Here is a 14601-nt window from a genome sequence, read left to right on the forward strand (position 1 = left end):
CTCCGTCATTCGTTTCCCCGACCCGGCAGTTTCTGCCAAGTCACTTCATTTCGTACATAATGCACTTCGAAGGCTTCAGCAGCAACCGCTTTACCTTCCCTAAACATGGCGGCACCTAACACCAGCATATCCTCTGCATGGGGTAAACGCACCTCCGTTTGCTGAACCTGTACGCCCTCTTGGCTGAGTTTTTCTAGCAAGTCTGGGTATGCAGCAAACCCTGTGCCTACCGCATGCCAAACTCTCTCCGTTTGCTCTTCTTGGTGAGGCAAGGTCACTGCTTGGGGGGCCGCCACCTGCTCTTCCGTTACCGGCTGCATCACACCGCCGACATTTCTATAGTAAGCATAGTAAACCTCGCCCATGCGTGCATCTATGGCCGCTAGTACGGCTTCAGCACCCAGCAGGCGGTGGGCTTGTTGGGCCATGGCTTGCAAGCTCGACACCCCGACCACTGGCAGGTTTTGACTAAAAGCCAAGCCTTGGCCAATGCCTGCGGCAATTCGAACCCCAGTAAAGCTGCCAGGGCCTCGGCCTATCACTAAGCCGTCTAAGTCTGCTAACGACATGTCCGCTTCGGCCAGTACTTCTTGCACAAAAGGAAGAATAAGCTGCGCATGTTGTCGGGGGGCTTCTTCACCCCGCACCACAGGCTCCGCTTTTGTATTCACCGCTGCAGAGCAAAACTCCGTTGCTGTGTCTAATGCTAATAATCGCAAGAAAAACCTCTCAAAATGAGTACTTATACTTAGGGGCTATTGTACCAGACTTTATGCTTCCGGCTCACGGCCTAAAAACGCCAATGCCTTACCCAAGGAGCGCGTTCGCCCCATGGGAGGCAAGCTTGCTAAAAACAATTTGCCGTAGTGGCGGGTCACTAGTCGGTTATCACAAATAATCAGCACTCCTTCGTCGTTTACCGAACGTACAAGCCGACCGGCCCCTTGTTTCATAGCTAAAATAGCTTGTGGCAACTGCACTTCTGCAAACGGGTCTCTACCTCGCTTACGGCAGTCTTCCACCTGTGCTTGCAATAAAGGGTCGTCAGGCGAGGCAAAGGGCAATTTGTCAATCAGCACACAACGTAACGCGCTTCCGGCCACATCCACCCCCTCCCAAAAAGAGCTGGTACCCAATAACACAGCGTCCCCGGCCTCGGTGAAAGCCTCCATCAGCTCACGCTTCGACGTGGTGCCTTGCACCAACAAGGGCCGTTCTATCCGGTCTGCCAGTCGTTTCGCTACTGCCTGCAGCATGCGGTGGCTGGTAAACAGAATGAAACTACCACCATAGTTATGCTCCGCTATTTGTAAGGTTATTTCTGTCAGCGTTTCCACCATGCTGCGCTCGTGGGGCTCAGGCAGATAACGTGGTAAACACAACAGCGCTTGCTCTGCGAAGTTAAAAGGGCTTTCCAACTGCAGGGTTTGTGGGCTTTCTAAGCCTAAACGTTGATTAAAGTAATCAAAACGGTTGTTCACCGTTAAGGTGGCCGAGGTGAATACCCAACGTGCTTCCTGCTCTGCCATGGCTCGGCTAAAGGGCTCTGCCACCGAAAGAGGAGTGCGATGAAAACTGACATGGTAGCGGGTACTTTCATACCAAAAACTATAGCCCGTGCGTTCCACCGACAATACGTCTTCGAAGCGTTTTACAATCAACTCCAAGCGCTCAATAATATTGTCTAAACCTTTGTCGCGGCCCACATGGGTATTACAAATACGCAATAGGTTGTCTAATTTTTCCTGCAACTCCGACACACTGTTCGTCACTTTGTCGCTGTCTAACGCCTGACGCAAGTTGCCTCGCTCTGGGTCTATATTAAACTGAAGCCGCAGGTCTTTGGCGGTGCGCTCTACCTGCTGTGCCATTTGCGACATGGCGCGGGCATCCTTAAGCGCCGTCATATACACAGCTTCTATGTCTTTACATAACTCCGTTACCTGCCGGGTCGACACTGTGTCACTAAAATACTGGCTGGCAATTTCTGGCAACTGGTGCGCTTCATCAAACACCACCAAATCGGCTTCCGGAATAAGTTCACCAAAGCCTGTGTCCTTCAGCACCAAGTCGGCACAAAATAAATGATGGTTCACCACCACCACGTCCGCTTCTAATGCCGCTTTGCGCGCATGCACCAAATGGCATTCGTCATAATGAGGACAGTCTCGACCTAAGCAGTTGTCTTGTGTACTGGTCACAAAGGGAAGAATGGCAGCCCCTTCAGGCAAGGCTGACAATTCACCTATATCACCGGTTTTGGTTTCATTGGCCCACATTCGCACGACTTTTAATTGCTTCATGGCGTCTTGGCTGCCACCTTGCGGATGGGCGCTAAACTGGGCTAAGCGCTGTATACATAAGTAGTTAGAACGACCTTTTAACAGAGTCACTACTTTTTCTGGCCCCAACACTTCACGTAGCCGCGGCATGTCTCTATGATAGAGCTGCTCTTGCAGATTACGGGTTCCCGTTGACAGTATGACTTTACCGGTGCCCAGCAAGGCCGGGGCTACATAGGCAAAGGTTTTACCTGTGCCGGTTTCAGCTTCAACCACCAGCTGATCCCCTGCTTTTTTCAGCCCCTGAATGGCCGTCGCCATTTGCAGCTGAGCATCGCGGGGTTGAAAGTCAGGTAGTGCTTTACTTAGCGCGCCATCGGCGCGAAAAACATCAGATATACGGCTCATAAAACAAATGTGTTAGGCTTAGGGCTCTCAAATTAAAAATGACATATAGGGTTACACGCATGGTCCGTTGCTGCAAGCAACTCCGCTTCGCATTATTACTTCTTTTTGTCAGTTATGTCGTCGGCTTTCAGGCGCAAGCCATTGAAGCGAACAACATTTCCGACGACGAGCTACGCGCAGGCTATCTAACGGCTGTGATGCGCTATATCACGTGGCCAGACGAACCCGAGCGCCAGCAGCTCGTTATTGGTACTTTAAATGCGGGCTCCGTCAATGCGGCACTGCAAAGCACACCGTTACCTCGTATCCGTGGTATGCAAGTGCAACTGCGCGAAATTCACCGCATTACCCAGGTGGCTGAAGTAGACGTGCTCTATGTGGGCTCCCGCGCCGCTTCTCAGTTGCGCACCCTCGACCCCATTGCCCGCAATCATAATATTCTGCTTGTAACCGAAGGCGTTGTGGGCCGTGAAGAAGTCATGATCAACCTTATTTCTTCGCGCCAAAGTCGCTTTAGCTTTCAAGTCAATACCGACAAAATTCAAGACGCTGGCTTAGCGCCTTCAGAAAACCTTATTCGCATTAGTGGCCTAGAACTTGAAATGGTCGTTGCCTATCGCCGCAAACAACAAGAGTTACAACAGGTCCGCGCCCAACTAACAGAGCTTGAGCAAGCCCTGCATAGCAATGAGCAGCGCCAAAACTCGTTGCAAGAGCGAGTTGCCATGCTGGAAGCAGGCATTGAAGAGCGCGACTCCGTGCTACGGGCCCAAGCGGGCTCTTTAGAAGACAAGCAGCAGGTGATGGACTCGCAACAAACCACCTTGAACCGATTACTGCAAGAACTCGATGAGCAACGCATGCGGCTTTTCTCGCGGGAAGAGCAGCTGGCCATTATTCAACGCAACCTTGCCAATGCTGAACGTGCCCTTGCCGCCCACCAGGCTGAACTCGAGTATAAAGAGCGTCAGTTACAAGAAAAGCAACTTGAGAGTGACGCTTTAGCCGAGCGGATCGCTATTAACCGCAGTACGCTTGCCACACAGCAACAAGTATTACGCGACCAGCGAGCCGCTATTGCAGAACAGGTGTCCTTATTAGAAAGCCGCGAAGAAACCATTAACAAGCAACGTGAGCTGCTGATGTATGTGGGCATTGGCTTTTTTATTGCCCTCATCTTCGCCTTGCTCAGTATTTTGCTTTATTACAATAAACGCAAAACAGCTGCACAGCTTATGCAGGCCCTCGACGAGCTACACGACGCCCAGGACAAACTCGTTGAGGCTGAAAAAATGGCCGCCTTAGGTAACCTGGTCGCGGGTGTCGCTCATGAGGTCAATACACCTCTTGGCGTAGCACTGACAGCCACCACCATGCTGAACGACGGTCGCCAGCAGCTTGTTAGCACCATAGAGCAAGGCAAGCTAAGTAAGTCACAGCTCGACAAGTTTTTAACCAAAGCGGCCGAGTCCTTGCAACTGACCGAGCGGAATTTGGAACGGGTCGCGCGCCTTATTAGCAACTTCAAACAAGTTGCCGTGGAGCAAATGGTCACCGAGCGACGGGAAATAAACCTAGAAGAATACTTAGAAGAAGTGATGTCCACTTTATCCATTGAGCTACGCCGCGTAGGGGTTACTTATACCATTGAAAGTGACCCAAACATTACCATGCTCACCACGCCGGGGGCCATGGCGCAAATTTTTACCAACTTAACCACCAACGCCATACGCCACGCTTTCGATGGCCAAGGCGGTACCCTCACCATACGGGCTAAAAAAGCGCCGGGCGACAATATTCATATTGAATTTTGTGACGATGGGACAGGTATGGATGAAGAGGTACTTGGTAAACTATTCGACCCCTTCTTTACCACGCGCCGTAATGACGGCGGCACAGGCTTAGGAATGTCGATTGTGTACAACTTGGTGCGACAAAAACTACATGGCGACATTCACGTAAGCAGTGAACCTAACAAAGGCACCTGTTTTACCTTAGATATGCCGCGCGTAACACACCCCGTGGCTGCCACACAGTAGCCACAACCCGCGTTGCTACGCGTAGGTGTCTAAGTTGCGTCCTTTGTTGCTCGCGCCTTCTATGCCTGTGTCTGTTTCGTCGGGGCTTTCTTTCTCGGCGCTCTGCTGTTGCCCTTGCTGTCGCTTTTTTCGCTGCTCTTGCTGCTTGCGCTGACGCTCTTCTATACGGGCTTGTTGAGTATCATCATTGGCCTCATCGCCCGCCACGCCTTTTATTTTTTGTTTCTTCTGCAACTGACTCACACGATCCAAGCCGCTTTCCACCGCAACTGTGGTGTTACGAGGCAACAAAGGGAAGATGAGATCTTCACTGGCCATGGGGCGCTCCTTTTCTCAGTTATATAAATAAGTTTACCTTATATCGGCCGTTCTGGCGAAAAAACAAGCAGCAAGCGCTTTTTGCCATTTTCTTTTTGATTTTTCTTTACAGACTGAATTTGCTTCTGCTAGCATCTATACAACTTAATGAAGTTGTTTGAAATAAGAGAGCCCACATGCAGCCGATAAATATCAGTCAGCGACATCATCACCGCCATACTCATGTGCGGTCACTTCTTATTTAACGGCGAAATTTAACCACATAATAAGGTACCGCACAGCCGCGGTACCTTCCTTGCATACAGTCAGCCCCGGGAAGGTTTCCTTCTCGGGGCTTTTTTTTGCCAACAGGACATATTTTATGACAGAACCAACACGCCTCACTCTCGCTATACAAAAGTCGGGTCGACTCAGCAAAGAAAGTATTCACTTGCTAAAAGCTTGTGGCATTCAGTTTCAGTTGCATGAACAGCGCCTCATTGCACACAGCACCAGTTACCCTATCGACTTACTGCGTGTACGCGACGACGATATCCCTGGGCTGGTTATGGACGGTGTGGTTGACTTAGGCATTGTCGGTGAAAACGTGTTGGAAGAAGCCCGGCTCGAACGTCAGCAAGAACAAAGAGCCGCCAGCTTCACTGCCCTGCGCCAGCTCGACTTTGGCTATTGCCGACTTAGCTTAGCTGTGCCAAACGAGTTCGACTACCAAGGTGTGCAAAGCCTCAACAATAAAAAAATTGCCACCACCTACCCCCGTCTTACGGAAGCCTTTTTACGCCAGCAAGGCGTAACGGCACAAACCGTGATGCTGACAGGCTCCGTAGAAGTTGCCCCCCGAGCCGGCTTAGCCGACGCCATTTGTGATTTAGTTTCAACCGGGGCCACCTTAGAAGCGAACGGGCTGAGTGAACAAGACGTTATTTTTCGCTCCCAGGTTAAGCTCATTCAAAGTCAAACCCCGTTGCCAGAAGCCAAGCAGTCTCTGATTAACAAACTCCTCGACCGGCTCGATGGGGTGCAGCTGGCCAAGGAAAGCAAATACATTATGCTGCACGCACCCACCAAAGAAGTACAACGAGTGGCCAGTATACTCCCAGGCGCCGAGCGTCCTACGGTACTCCCCCTCAGTTACACGGACGAGCAAGTGGCTATGCACGTGGTCAGCACGGAAAATTTATTTTGGGAAACCATGGAACAACTAAAAACTCTCGGCTGCAGTTCCATTCTCGTAATGCCCATTGAAAAAATGATGCGCTAAGGACCCCTTATGAGTTATTCAATACCCACGTCTGTTCGCTGGAGCCAGCTTAACGCAAAGCAGCAGCAAAACTTGCTGCAACGGCCCGTGCTCACAACAGACACACGCTTACAAGCGGCGGTCGCTGACATTTTGGCCACAGTCCGTTGCCAAGGTGACGAAGCAGTGCAAGCCTATAGCCAAGCCTTCGACGGCATGCCAAGTCGCTTGCTCACCATCACCGCAGACCTTTCTGCTGGGCTCAATGCCCAAGTGAAAAAGGCCATCGACACAGCCTATGCCAATATCCGCCGTTTCCACCAACAGCAGCAGCCCAGCAATATACAGGTGGAAACCAGCCCTGGCGTACAATGCCAACTCAACTACACCCCGTTTGAGTCCGTCGGTTTGTATATTCCAGGTGGTAGCGCCGTGCTGCCCAGCACAGTGCTGATGTTAGGGGTTCCTGCACAACTTGCCGGTTGTCAGCAGGTGCTGCTTGCCACGCCGCCCAACCGTCATGGCGACGTGTCCCCTGCGGTGGCCTATGCTGCACAAAAATGCGGTATCCAACAGGTATTACTAGCAGGCGGTGCACAAGCCATCGCCGCTTTCGCTTACGGCACGGAAAGTGTTCCCGCCGTACACAAGATATTTGGCCCTGGCAATGCCTATGTCACAGCCGCAAAACAACAAGTGAGCCAACAGTTCGGTGGCCCCGCCTTCGACATGCCAGCAGGCCCTAGTGAACTGCTGGTGGTGGCCGACAGCAGCGCCGAACCCGACTTTATTGCAGCCGATCTGCTGTCCCAAGCAGAGCATGGCCCCGACTCACAAGTTCTCTGTGTGTCGCCCTCGCGTTCCTTGCTCCAAGCCGTAGAGAAAGCGTTACAACAGCAAGTGACCAGCCTGCCTCGACACGACATTGCATTGCAGGCGCTTTCCCAAAGCCGACTGATCGAAACCGACAGTTTGGCCCAAGCCTATGCCATTAGCCAAAACTACGCCCCTGAACACCTCAGTGTGCAAGTTGCCCCTGAACGCGAGGCTGAGGCCCTGCAACATCTCACCCGAGCGGGCTCCATTTTTGTGGGCCACTACACGCCCGAGTCGGGGGGAGACTACGCCACAGGCACCAACCATGTACTGCCCACATATGGCTTTGCCAAAAACTACAGCAGCTTAGGTTTACTCGACTTTTATCGCCGCTTCACAGTGCAGCGCATCAGCCCGCAAGGGCTCGCCGAGCTAGGTGGCACCATTCAGTGCTTAGCCCAGCTTGAAGGATTAGAAGCCCATGCCCGTGCTGTTAGCCTGCGCCTCCAAAGTGAACGCTTCCGCACCGACAGCACCTTAACAGGAGTTTCTTCATGAGCAGCATTCAAAACTTATTACGCCCTCATTTACGAGGCATGCAGGCCTACCCCTCGGCCCGCCGTAGTATGTCCGGCGGCACCTTGTGGTTGAACGCCAATGAGTCGCCCTACCCAGGCCCTGGAGGAGAAAGCACTACGGCAAACAACAACCGCTACCCGAATTTCCAGTCCACCGACCTGAACCGTGCGTATGCGGCCTATGCGGGCATTGCGGCCAACCAACTACTCAGCCACCGTGGCAGCGACGAAGGCATTGACTTGCTTATTCGTGCGTTTTGCCAACCCTGTGAAGACGCTGTGCTTATTTGCCCACCCACCTATGGCATGTACGCTATTGCCGCGCAGTTAAATAACAGCCCCGTTGTAACGGCTCCTTTGCTGCAACAAGGTAATGACTTCCAACTCGACCTGGCTGCCATTGAAGACGCCCTGAACCCAAGTGCCCCAAAACAGCCTCGGGTGAAGGTTATTTTCTTATGTAACCCTTCGAACCCCCTCGGCAACCTGTTAGAGCCGAAGGACATCGAACAAGTCCTCGCCCTCGCCGCCGGCAAAGCCATTGTGGTGGTGGACGAAGCCTACCTTGAGTACGCAGAAACCAGCACCCAGCAAACCACCGCCGAGCTCAGCTGGGCTTCCCGTATAGACACCTATGCCAACTTGGTGGTGCTGCGCACCCTATCGAAAGCCTTTGGCTTAGCAGGCATACGCGTTGGCTTTACCTTGGCCCAAGCGGAACTCATTCAAGCACTCGAGCCCGTGTTAGCGCCATACCCGCTGCCCGAGCCAAGCATACAGGTCGCCACCCAAGCTCTCGGCCTCGACGCCCTTATTCCTATGCGCCAGCAAGTCATTGAAGCGGTCACTGAACGTCAGCTACTGGCGCAGAAACTGCAAGCATTGTCTTGGGTAAAAACGGTATTCCCAAGCACCACCAATTTTATTTTATTGCAGGTGCCAGAAGCAGAAGCGGTGATGGCCTATTGCCAAGCTGCGGGCGTGCTGCTGCGCCAATTTAAATTTCCTTCCTTAGGGCCATGTATTCGCATCAGCGTCGGCAGCCCCGAGGAAAATGAACAACTTATGCGTATTCTTTCAGGTTTTGGAGAAACACAATGAACCCTATTTTATTTATCGACCGCGACGGCACACTTATTGCTGAGCCCGCCAGTGACAAACAAGTAGATCGCCTCGATAAACTCGAATATGAGCCGGGTGTTATTCCCGCTTTGCTTGCGCTACAGGCAGAAGGTTTCCGTTTGGTTATGGTCAGTAACCAAGACGGCCTTGGCACCGACAGCTTTCCTCAAGCCGACTTTGACGCGCCCCACCAGGCCATGATGGCGCTTTTTCGCAGTCAGGGCATCACCTTCGACGAGGTGCTTATTTGCCCGCACTTTGACAGTCAAAACTGCAGCTGTCGCAAGCCCAAACTGGGGCTGGTGCAAAACTACCTACAACAGGGCCAAGTCGACTTTCAGCGCTCCGCTGTTATCGGCGACCGGCAAACCGACCTGCAAATGGCCGCGGCCATGGGAATTCGCGGGCTGCTCTATAACCGCAACACCCTAGGTTGGCCGGAGTTAGTGCGCACCCTCACGGGGCCCGAGCGCACCGCCAGTGTCACGCGTGTCACCCGCGAAACGGCCATTGAGGTGTCGGTGAATTTAGACCAAACCCAGCCCTTAGCCTTTGACACAGGCATCGGCTTTTTCGACCACATGCTCGAACAGGTGGCCACCCATGGCGGTTTTTCCTTACAGGTGAGCGTCAAAGGCGACTTGCACATCGACGACCACCACACAGTAGAAGACACCGCCTTGGCCCTCGGCGAGGCCATGCGTAAAGCGCTGGGCAACAAACGTGGCATCGGCCGCTTTGGTTTTGCCCTGCCCATGGACGAGTGCCGGGCCGAATGCCTTATCGACTTATCAGGCCGCCCTTGGTTGGAGTTTTCAGCAAACTTTAGTCAAGCACAGGTTGGTCAACTCAGTACAGAGATGGTGCCCCACTTCTTTCGTTCCTTTGCAGACAGTATGAAAGTTAGCCTGCACCTAAGCACCACCGAAGGGAACAGCCATCACCAAGTAGAAAGCCTGTTTAAAGTGTTTGGCCGGGCTTTGCGCCAAGCCATTCGCAAAGAAGGCAACGAACTGCCATCCACTAAGGGCGTACTCTAACCAAAGGAACACAAAATGCTTATTCCAGCACTCGATATTATCGAAGGACAGGTAGTGCGCCTACAGAAAGGCGACTTTAACCAACAAACCAATTATCACTCGGACCCTGTGGCCGTGGCACGTGACTATCAAGCCCAAGGCGCTGACTATTTACACCTGGTTGATCTTGACGGCGCGCGCGCCCCTAAACTGCGCCAGCTAGCACTCATCACCCAGCTTGTGCAACAACTTGATATTCCCGTACAGGTCGGCGGCGGCGTCCGTCATCGCGAAGACATTCAGCAGTTATTAGCTGCCGGGGTGGCCCGGGTTGTTATTGGCTCCACAGCGGTCAACCAACCCACCCTCGTGAAGGAGTGGTTTCAAGAGTTCGGTGGCGAACGTTTGGTCCTCGCCCTCGATGTCAATATTAATCAGCAAGGCCAGCGCATGTTGGCCACCCACGGCTGGCAAACCACCTCGCAACAGCAACTCGAGCCCTGCTTGCAAGCTTATCTCGACGTGGGCTGCCAACATGTGTTGTGCACCGACATAAGCCGCGACGGTATGCTGCAAGGCAGTAACGTGGCGTTGTACCAAGAGCTCAAGCAGGCCTTTCCAAGTATTCAATGGCAGGCTTCCGGCGGTGTCGCCAGCTTAGCCGAGCTCACTGAGTTACAAGCAGCCCAATGCGACAGCGTTATTTTAGGCAAGTCGCTTCTTACCAATACATTCACACTTGCGGAGGCCCTAGCATGTTGGAACAACGCATCATCGCCTGTCTCGATGTAAATAACGGCAAAGTTGTCAAAGGCACACAGTTTCGACAACACGAAATTATGGGCGATATTCTGCCCTTGGCGGAAAAATACGCAGCAGAAGGAGCCGACGAACTGGTGCTCTACGACATTAGCGCCAGCGTTGAACAACGGGTCGTGGATAAGTCATGGATTCAAGACATTGCCGAACGCATTCACATTCCCTTGGCTGTTGCAGGCGGCATCAATAGCGTCGAACAAGCACGAGAAGTTCTTGCTTATGGTGCCGCTAAAGTGTCTATTAACTCCCCTGCATTGCAGCGACCCGAACTAATAAATGAATTGGTGGCTGCCTTTGGCTCGGACAAAGTTGTGGTGGGCATAGACAGTTTCTACCATGCAGAAACTAACAGCTACCAAGTCCTGCAATTTACGGGCGACGAAAACCGCACGGAAACGACCCAGTGGAACACCTTCGACTGGGTAAAGGAAGTGGTAAAGCGAGGCGCCGGTGAAATTGTATTGAACTGCATGAACCAAGACGGTGTTCGCCAAGGTTACGACATTGAACAACTACAGGCGGTGCGCGCCATTTGCCCAGTGCCTTTGGTAGCCTCTGGAGGGGCTGGCAGCATTCAGCACGTGCGTCAGGTGTTTGCCGAAGCCCGCGTCAATGGTGCCTTACTGGCTTCTGCTTTACATAAAAACCTGGTCAGCCTTCGCGTCTTACAGGCGGACCTTCGTGTAAATCCTGTGCGCGCAACCTCCGTGTGCACAAACAGCTTGAACTTAGATACCCTAGCATGGCAGAAAATGAACCAGCTGTTACCCTGCGTGGTGCAATGTGTGTCCACCGGACACGTGCTGATGCAAGGGTATATGGACCGGGCGTCGGCTGAGGCCACCTTAGCTTCTGGTCAGGTTACTTTTTTTAGCCGCAGCAAAAACCGGTTGTGGCGCAAAGGCGAAACATCAGGAAACACCTTAGATCTGGTCGAGCTCACCGCCGACTGCGACCGCGACGCACTGCTCGCTTTGGTACGCCCTCAAGGGCCCACCTGCCATTTAGGCAGCACCAGCTGCTGGCAAACGCAAACGCCTTTAGCCACAGCGCCCTACACGCAGCTGGCGACACTTGAACAGACCATTGCCGCACGCAAACAGGCCGCTGCGCCAGACACCAGCTACACTGCCCAACTGTTTGCTGAAGGGGTGCAGCGCTGCGCTCAAAAAGTGGGTGAAGAAGGTGTGGAGGTGGCGTTAGCTGGCGTGGTAGAAGACGACGCGGCCTTGCTCAATGAAAGTGCAGACTTGCTCTACCACCTTCTGGTGTTACTGCAAGCCCGAAACCTAAGCCTCGCAGATGTCAGCAAGGTATTAGCCACGCGGGCTCAAGCTTAAACGAAAAAACGCACCCAGTTGAGGTGCGTTTTTATTCTCTGCATACCCTGTTAGCCGCTCACCAAGTGCCGTTTTTGAATACGCAGCAAGCGAATGGTCAGCATCACCGCCGCCACACTTAAACCACTAATAAAACCAATCCAAAAACCTGCTGCACCTAGGGCCGGTACAACCAAGTCCGTCAGACCTAACACAATCCCCACGGTTAAACCAAAGGGCCAATAGGCAATAATAGTCACCAACATGGCTGCACGGGTGTCCTTGTAGCCGCGCAGGGCTCCCATGGCAATAGCCTGAAAGCTGTCAGACACCGTATAAATAGCAGCCAGCCCTAACAAGGTACCTGCTAGCTCAATAATCTCGGCATTCCCTGTATAAAAGCCCGCAAGCCAGCGCCCCCCAAACCACATACCCATGCCATTCACAATGGCAAAAGCCACGCCCAGCATTAACGCCACATGGTAGGCATGCACTGCGTCTTTAGGCTTGCCTGAACCAAGGGCAAAGCCAACTCGCAAGGTAATAGCCATACTGAGGCTCAAGGGGAACATATACACAATGGAGGACACATTTAGCGCCACCTGGTGCCCCGACACCATCACAGGCCCAAGGGGCGCAATTAAAATAGCCACCGCTGCAAACAAGCTGGTTTCAAAAAACAGCGACATAGATATAGGCCCGCCTAAACGGAAAAAATAAACAATATCGTCCCAGTCGGGTTTAAAGAATTGTTTGAAAGGCATCACCTCAGCGTAACGTTTCGAAAATATCACATAAGCTAAGAGACTCAATGCCATGGACCACAGCACAATAGCAGACGCTAAGCCCGAGCCAGCACCGCCAAGTGCTGGCATACCGAGCTTGCCGTATATAAAAACATAGTTCATGGGAATGTTCACCAGCAGCCCAATCACACCAATCACAAGCGAAGGCATCGTGTGGGACAAGCCCTCACAGAAATTTCTCAGCACTGCGTAAAGCACAAAGGCAGGCAAACCCCACATAATAAAACGCAGGTACTGCAAGGTCATTGCCCGAAAGGCAGGCTCCACATCCATCAGCGCCAAAAAGTACGGTGCCAAATACAACAACAAGCCCGTAAACAAGGCGCCCACAATGCAGGTGTACAGCGACTGCTGCACATAGCGTGGCATTTGGCTTTTGTCGCCGCGGCCATGGTGGTGGCTTATTACAGGTGCAAGAGCCATGCTCAAACCAAATATAAGCAGAGTCAACGGCATCCAAATAGCACTGCCTACAGCTACAGCTGCCAAGTCAATAGCCCCGACGCGGCCGGCCATTAAGGTGTCCACCACGCCCATCAGCATTTGCGTTAACTGAGCCACCAAAATAGGCCCTGTCAGTAGCGCAAGTTTCTTCGTTTCAGGCCAAAAATGGCGCATGTTGAGTGTCCTACAGTGTTACAAAAAAGAAAATTCTATTAACCGGGTAAGGCGTTTAACAGTAAGGGTGTTACGCGTCGGGCATCTGTGAGAGGGCCCATATGCCCTGCCTCGACACGGGTAAGGTTCGCCTTCGGAATCGCCTCGGCCAATAACTGAGCCACGGTTCTACTCGACAAAGGCGACTGTGTGCCTTTGAAAAGGTGCACGGGCATTGGCAGGTTGGCGTAGGCGTCAAGGCTTGCCGGCTCGTTCAGCAAGGCATCGAAGTCTGCGCTTACTTTTGGCTGCTGCTGCACCATAAGTTGCTGGGCCGCTTTCGGTAGCGCTGCAAAATAACCAGGGGTATTCCAATAGTCCACAAAGTGCTGGCAAGCTTGCTGGTCTGTCATACTCTCCATGGCATCGGCCACAGCCGTTATTTCTGTACGTGCCACATGCCCCTCTGGCAATACATGAAAGGCCACAGGCTCATAGAGTATAAGCGCCTGGACTGCCTCGGGAAAGCGCCTGGCCCAATGCAGCGCTAAGGCTCCACCATAAGAGTGCCCAACCAAGACCACAGGCCCTTGGCTTGGGGTCAGGCCTTGCCGCTCTATAGCCGCAAGCTCATGGCTTAAACGAAAGTCAGGTGTTGGCGTAAACGTTTGGTTTGCGCCATAGCCTATCAGGTTGGGCGCTTCTAAACTAAAGCCCGCCGGCAATCCTTTAGCAAAAGAGCGCCACTGGCCGCCATGGCTTTGAGAGCTATGCAGAGCAATACAACGCATACCAATAACAGCGCCCTTTTATCCTGAGTCTGGGTTACAGGGTGTAACCCAAGAAAAATCCAATGAGGTAAGCCGCTTGGAACAGCAGCACAGCAACCGTTCCCAGCACACCAAAAGCACGGAAACTGCTGGTGCCAATACTGCGGGTCAAGCCAAATGCATGACTGATCCGAGCGACAAACAGCAGGCCACCGCAAGCATAGAGTAGCACCGCACTGGCGCCAGCTAACTCCATCAATGCGAGTAAAATAATGCCCATAGGCACAAACTCAGTGAAGTTCCCGTGCACCCGCACCGCTACTTCCAATGGCTTGCTTTCGCCCACACCAATACCCACTCGTTCTTTCCAGCGCAAGGCAATAATGCGGAAGGTAAGAACCAACAATAGCAAGGCAAGTAGCCCAGCAAATAAGCTTGTTATAGGTAATGGCATGGCGGTGTCCTTTT

The 14601-nt window shown here is 52.7% G+C and carries 12 protein-coding genes and 2 pseudogenes; 8 read left to right on the plus strand and 6 right to left on the minus strand.

Going from position 1 to position 14601, the window contains the following annotated elements; translation table 11 throughout:
- Window positions 1-5 precede the first annotated feature (5 nt).
- Both tsaB and CWE15_RS07465 read right to left on the minus strand, forming a co-directional pair.
- Window positions 6-719 carry a tRNA (adenosine(37)-N6)-threonylcarbamoyltransferase complex dimerization subunit type 1 TsaB gene (tsaB, locus tag CWE15_RS07460; protein ID WP_126757452.1) on the minus strand — a complete coding sequence of 238 codons (714 nt, stop codon included), beginning with the start codon at window positions 717-719 and terminating at the stop codon, window positions 6-8.
- A 51-nt stretch (window positions 720-770) separates the two neighbouring features.
- Window positions 771-2690 carry a DNA repair helicase YoaA gene (locus tag CWE15_RS07465; RefSeq protein WP_126757453.1) on the minus strand — a complete coding sequence of 640 codons (1920 nt, stop codon included), beginning with the start codon at window positions 2688-2690 and terminating at the stop codon, window positions 771-773.
- 59 nt (window positions 2691-2749) lie between these two features.
- Here CWE15_RS07465 and CWE15_RS07470 point away from each other — a divergent pair, with 59 nt between their 5' ends.
- A complete protein-coding gene (locus CWE15_RS07470; RefSeq protein ID WP_198674992.1) occupies window positions 2750-4729 on the plus strand; it encodes a YfiR/HmsC family protein in 1980 nt (659 codons plus the stop codon).
- Between the two features lie 15 nt (window positions 4730-4744).
- On the opposite strand, the gene CWE15_RS07475 is transcribed toward CWE15_RS07470, so the two are convergent.
- Complete coding sequence (locus CWE15_RS07475) at window positions 4745-5047, minus strand: hypothetical protein (RefSeq protein ID WP_126757455.1); 303 nt, start codon at window positions 5045-5047, stop codon at window positions 4745-4747.
- 361 nt (window positions 5048-5408) lie between these two features.
- On the opposite strand from CWE15_RS07475, the gene hisG reads away from it, so the two are divergent.
- From hisG to hisIE, 7 genes and pseudogenes are all read left to right on the plus strand, one after another.
- Entirely contained in the window at window positions 5409-6308 is a 900-nt protein-coding gene (hisG, locus tag CWE15_RS07480; RefSeq protein WP_126757456.1) for an ATP phosphoribosyltransferase, read from the plus strand.
- Between the two features lie 9 nt (window positions 6309-6317).
- The gene (hisD, locus tag CWE15_RS07485) at window positions 6318-7661 is read left to right on the plus strand and encodes a histidinol dehydrogenase (RefSeq protein ID WP_126757457.1); all 1344 of its coding nucleotides are present in this window, start codon (window positions 6318-6320) and stop codon (window positions 7659-7661) included.
- On the plus strand, window positions 7658-8782 hold the full coding sequence (gene hisC / locus CWE15_RS07490) for a histidinol-phosphate transaminase (protein WP_126757458.1): 1125 nt from the start codon (window positions 7658-7660) through the stop codon (window positions 8780-8782). Before hisD ends, hisC begins: the two co-directional genes overlap by 4 nt.
- Window positions 8779-9843, plus strand: coding sequence for a bifunctional histidinol-phosphatase/imidazoleglycerol-phosphate dehydratase HisB (hisB, locus tag CWE15_RS07495; RefSeq protein WP_126757459.1), 1065 nt, complete (start codon window positions 8779-8781; stop codon window positions 9841-9843). The genes hisC and hisB overlap by 4 nt, the downstream gene beginning before the upstream one ends.
- 15 nt (window positions 9844-9858) lie before the next feature.
- On the plus strand, window positions 9859-10614 hold the full coding sequence (gene hisA / locus CWE15_RS07500; RefSeq protein WP_126757460.1) for a 1-(5-phosphoribosyl)-5-[(5-phosphoribosylamino)methylideneamino]imidazole-4-carboxamide isomerase: 756 nt from the start codon (window positions 9859-9861) through the stop codon (window positions 10612-10614).
- A pseudogene (hisF, locus tag CWE15_RS11965) lies at window positions 10578-11324 on the plus strand (imidazole glycerol phosphate synthase subunit HisF); the annotation flags it as partial. The gene hisA and the pseudogene hisF, both read left to right, overlap by 37 nt.
- 51 nt (window positions 11325-11375) lie before the next feature.
- Window positions 11376-11981 (plus strand): annotated as a pseudogene (hisIE, locus tag CWE15_RS11970) (bifunctional phosphoribosyl-AMP cyclohydrolase/phosphoribosyl-ATP diphosphatase HisIE); the annotation flags it as partial.
- Window positions 11982-12031: 50 nt separating this feature from the next.
- Here the strand turns inward: hisIE and CWE15_RS07510 are convergent.
- Genes CWE15_RS07510 through CWE15_RS07520 form a run of 3 tightly spaced genes read right to left on the minus strand, consistent with a single transcriptional unit; the run spans window position 12032 to window position 14587 of the window.
- The gene (locus CWE15_RS07510) at window positions 12032-13384 is read right to left on the minus strand and encodes an MATE family efflux transporter (RefSeq protein WP_126757462.1); all 1353 of its coding nucleotides are present in this window, start codon (window positions 13382-13384) and stop codon (window positions 12032-12034) included.
- Between the two features lie 38 nt (window positions 13385-13422).
- Window positions 13423-14154, minus strand: coding sequence for an alpha/beta fold hydrolase (locus CWE15_RS07515; RefSeq protein ID WP_126757463.1), 732 nt, complete (start codon window positions 14152-14154; stop codon window positions 13423-13425).
- Window positions 14155-14188: 34 nt separating this feature from the next.
- Window positions 14189-14587 (minus strand): MAPEG family protein, encoded by a 399-nt coding sequence (locus CWE15_RS07520; RefSeq protein WP_126757464.1) that lies wholly within the window; start codon window positions 14585-14587, stop codon window positions 14189-14191.
- Window positions 14588-14601: the final 14 nt, after the last annotated feature.

Source organism: Aliidiomarina taiwanensis (genome assembly GCF_003987015.1).
GTDB classification, from domain to species: Bacteria; Pseudomonadota; Gammaproteobacteria; order Enterobacterales; family Alteromonadaceae; genus Aliidiomarina; species Aliidiomarina taiwanensis.